Raw genomic sequence first — 4,433 nt, 5'->3', positions numbered from 1 at the left:
TTTGAGCTTTGCTTTTTTCATAGATGGAAATTAAATGCTGAAGAATAATTTTAATGCTAAATGAACTAATACGAAGGTGCTAAAAGCAATTATTATCAAATTAGTGATATGAATGAAATGTTTAAATCGTTTGCGTTGATTGTATTCGGGACTTTTATAGAGTAGGTAGTAGTACATAAAGAGTATGGCTGCGAACATGCCGAATATTGAAGTGAAGTTACCTACAGTGACTGCCATGTAATGATTTAAAGTTAAATAGTAACTTAGACTAATAATAAAAAATAAAATGATTTGATAGGTAATTAACACCATTCAAGTCCCTCCATTAATCGTAGACAAAAAATTTATCAATGATTTGATTATTTGTATTCAAATTTTAGTATACGACTTACCTCAAAGACAAATATTAAAAGATAAGACAATAAAATTAGAATAAATTTACGTTTGAAGATAAAAAACAAACATTTTTCATTAAAGTTTATGATATATTTAGAGCAATAGAAAGTGTATGGAAGGGGATATGAATGGCATACCAAAGTGAATACGCATTAGAAAATGAAATGATGAATCAACTTGAACAATTGGGTTACGAAAGAGTAACGATACGTGATAATAAGCAATTGCTTGATAATTTTAGAACGATTTTAAATGAGCGTCATGCGGACAAATTAGAAGGCAATCCCTTAACAGATAAAGAATTTCAACGTCTGTTAACGATGATTGATGGGAAAAGTATTTTCGAGAGTGCCCGTATTTTACGTGATAAATTACCACTTAGACGTGATGATGAGTCTGAGATTTATTTGTCGTTTTTAGATAAGAAAAGTTGGTGTAAAAATAAGTTTCAAGTGACGAATCAAGTATCTGTCGAGGATACATATAAAGCACGTTATGATGTAACGATATTAATCAACGGACTACCCCTTGTCCAAGTTGAATTGAAACGTCGAGGTATTGATATTAATGAGGCGTTTAACCAAGTAAAACGTTACCGCAAACAAAATTACACAGGCTTATTCCGCTACATACAAATGTTTATCATTAGTAATGGTGTTGAAACGCGATACTTTTCTAATAATGATAGCGAACTATTGAAGAGTCACATGTTTTATTGGAGTGATAAACAGAATAACCGAATCAATACATTACAATCATTTGCTGAGTCGTTTATGAGACCCTGTCAATTAGCTAAGATGATATCGAGCTATATGATTATTAATGAAACAGATAGAATACTGATGGCAATGCGTCCGTATCAAGTGTATGCGGTAGAAGCACTTATTCAACAAGCGACTGAGACAGGGAATAATGGATATGTATGGCATACAACTGGAAGTGGTAAGACGTTGACTTCTTTTAAAGCGAGTCAGATTTTATCACAGCAAGATGACATTAAGAAAGTTATCTTTTTGGTTGACCGTAAAGACTTGGATAGTCAAACAGAAGAGGAATTTAATAAATTTGCTAAGGGTGCTGTAGACAAAACTTTTAATACCTCGCAACTGGTACGCCAACTAAATGATAAAAGTTTGCCACTTATTGTAACGACGATTCAAAAAATGGCTAAAGCGATTCAAGGGAATGCCCATTTATTAGAACAGTATAAAACGAATAAAGTTGTATTTATTATTGATGAGTGTCATCGCAGTCAATTTGGTGACATGCATCGTCTAGTTAAACAACATTTCAAAAATGCCCAATACTTTGGATTCACTGGTACGCCACGTTTTCCAGAAAATAGTAGTCAAGATGGTAGAACAACTGCAGATATTTTCGGTAGATGCTTACATACGTATTTAATTAGAGATGCCATTCATGATGGTAATGTACTTGGTTTCTCAGTTGACTATATTAATACTTTTAAAAATAAAGCTTTAAAAGCAGAAGATAACAGCATGGTTGAAGCAATTGATACGGAAGAAGTATGGTTAGCGGATAAACGTGTGGAATTAGTAACACGACATATCATCAATAATCATGATAAATATACACGTAATCGTCAATATTCAAGTATATTTACAGTCCAAAGTATTCACGCGCTTATTAAATATTATGAGACATTTAAGCGACTTAACAAAAAGTTGGAACAACCGTTAACGATAGCTGGTATATTTACGTTTAAACCTAATGAAGATGATCGTGATGGTGAAGTGCCATATCATTCACGTGAAAAATTAGAGATAATGATTAGTGATTATAATAAAAAGTTCGAGACGAATTTTTCAACAGACACAACTAATGAGTATTTTAATCATATTTCAAAAAACGTTAAAAAGGGCGTTAAAGATAGTAAAATTGATATCTTAATCGTTGTTAATATGTTCTTAACTGGTTTTGATAGTAAAGTACTGAACACTTTATATGTTGATAAGAATTTAATGTATCATGATTTAATTCAAGCGTATTCACGTACAAATAGGGTTGAAAAAGAATCAAAGCCATTTGGTAAAATTGTAAACTATCGTGACTTGAAAAAAGAGACAGACGATGCACTGAGAGTATTCTCACAAACAAATGATACGGATACAATTTTAATGCGCAGTTATGAAGAGTATAAAAAAGAATTTATGGACGCTTATCGTGAGCTTAAAATGATTGTGCCGACACCACACATGGTTGATGACATTCAAGATGAAGAAGAGCTAAAGCGCTTTGTTGAAGCTTATCGTTTATTAGCTAAAATAATATTACGTTTAAAAGCATTTGACGAGTTTGAGTTTACAATTGATGAAATTGGAATGGATGAACAAGAGAATGAAGACTATAAAAGTAAATATTTAGCTGTGTACGATCAAGTAAAAAGAGCGACGGCTGAGAAAAATAAAGTATCCATTTTAAATGATATTGATTTCGAAATAGAAATGATGCGTAATGATACGATTAATGTGAATTATATTATGAATATATTGAGACAAATTGATCTTGAAGACAAAGCGGAACAACGTCGTAACCAAGAACAAATTAGACGCATTTTAGATCATGCAGATGATCCGACATTGAGGTTAAAACGAGATCTAATTAGAGAATTCATCGACAATGTTGTACCTTCTTTAAATAAGGATGATGATATCGATCAAGAATATGTTAATTTCGAAAGTATTAAAAAAGAAGCGGAGTTCAAAGGATTTGCTGGAGAGAGATCTATCGATGAACAAGCCCTAAAAACAATTTCAAATGACTACCAGTATAGTGGTGTTGTAAACCCACATCACCTTAAAAAAATGATTGGTGATTTGCCATTGAAAGAAAAGCGTAAAGCAAGAAAAGCCATTGAATCTTTCGTGGCAGAAACAACTGAAAAATACGGTGTGTAATGATTCAGCCCCCTCGCTAGATTAGTGTAGGGGGCATTATTATTTCATTAGAAAAGGCTCATTTGTTAAATTCATCTTATCAAGAATATAACGAATGTTCCTTGTTTTAAACTTATTAATTAATAGAGACATTTTATCTGAAAATATCACTGAATGCTAATACTAATCAAAGAAAAAGTGATAATTAAAATAAGATATATAATACCCCAAATAGTGGATGCTCGTATAGAAAGTTTCGACGTACCAATTAGCATGACTGTAAGTATGTATGCTTGTACAAAAAATTGTAAGTCGAAAGTACCCAGAATGCGATTTCCTTTAGCAAAAATATTTAAACTAGTAATAGAATAGTCAATTAATGATAAACCGGCACTTATTTGGATGGTAAGTATAATTAAACTAATAGCATTTGTAAACAGTATGTAGCTTAACGTTGCAGAGAATATAGATTTTGTATTAGCATCTGAGCGCATAATTCTAGAGATAACTAGAATGATTAAAAATGTAAATAATACGCTGAAAACTCTTGAGAAAAAAATACTAATTTGACTAAAAATTTTTATTTGTGCTAATGATGTCTCTGAGAGTCCTGCTTCACTCAATAACTTTTTATAGTCCACTAACAAATGTATATGTAACAATTATTATCAAAGTCAGAAACAGCTTAATGATTAACTTTGGTTGAATGCGGATATTTGCAAAGTGATTAAACAAAGGTAGTTTTGATAATGACATATAGACCTCCTAATGATATAATTCTCCTATATTTTATCATAAAAATAATATAAAAAATATATTTTATTAAAAATAAGTATAAAAAATGGTTTGAAGAGTATTTAACATTTATAGGAGGACATAAATTGAGGCGTAAAAGGAAATGGCTAATTGTTATTTGTGTATTATTAGTATTGATTACGATATCACAAATTTTGAAACATTTTAACTATGGAACTGAGAGTAAAGAAGCATACAATACATATACGGTTGAAAAAGAAAGACAATTAGATTTACAAGGTAAGGCATATCCACGTGAAGTTAAAACATATTATAAAAATAATCAGGTTGGAACATATTTGGGTGTGCAAGTAGCGGACGGGCAAACAGTCAAAAAAGGAGACA

At 31.2% G+C, this 4,433-nt stretch carries 2 protein-coding genes and 2 pseudogenes; 2 read left to right on the top strand and 2 right to left on the bottom strand.

Annotation, left to right across the window (positions count from 1 at the left end; translation table 11 throughout):
• Positions 1–30 precede the first annotated feature (30 nt).
• Positions 31–312, bottom strand: a complete 282-nt coding sequence (locus IDG60_RS07400; RefSeq protein WP_001550030.1) for a hypothetical protein — start codon at positions 310–312, stop codon at positions 31–33.
• A 212-nt stretch (positions 313–524) separates the two neighbouring features.
• On the opposite strand from IDG60_RS07400, the gene IDG60_RS07395 reads away from it, so the two are divergent.
• A complete protein-coding gene (locus IDG60_RS07395; protein ID WP_103182702.1) occupies positions 525–3,314 on the top strand; it encodes a type I restriction endonuclease subunit R in 2,790 nt (929 codons plus the stop codon).
• Positions 3,315–3,460: 146 nt separating this feature from the next.
• On the opposite strand, the pseudogene IDG60_RS07390 reads toward IDG60_RS07395, so the two are convergent.
• Positions 3,461–4,049, bottom strand: a pseudogene (locus tag IDG60_RS07390) (hypothetical protein).
• 125 nt (positions 4,050–4,174) lie between these two features.
• Here IDG60_RS07390 and IDG60_RS07385 point away from each other — a divergent pair.
• Positions 4,175–4,433 (top strand): annotated as a pseudogene (locus tag IDG60_RS07385) (hypothetical protein); the annotation flags it as partial.

The organism is Staphylococcus sp. EG-SA-2 (genome assembly GCF_017152085.1).
This window is presented reverse-complemented; position numbering and strand designations above follow the sequence as displayed.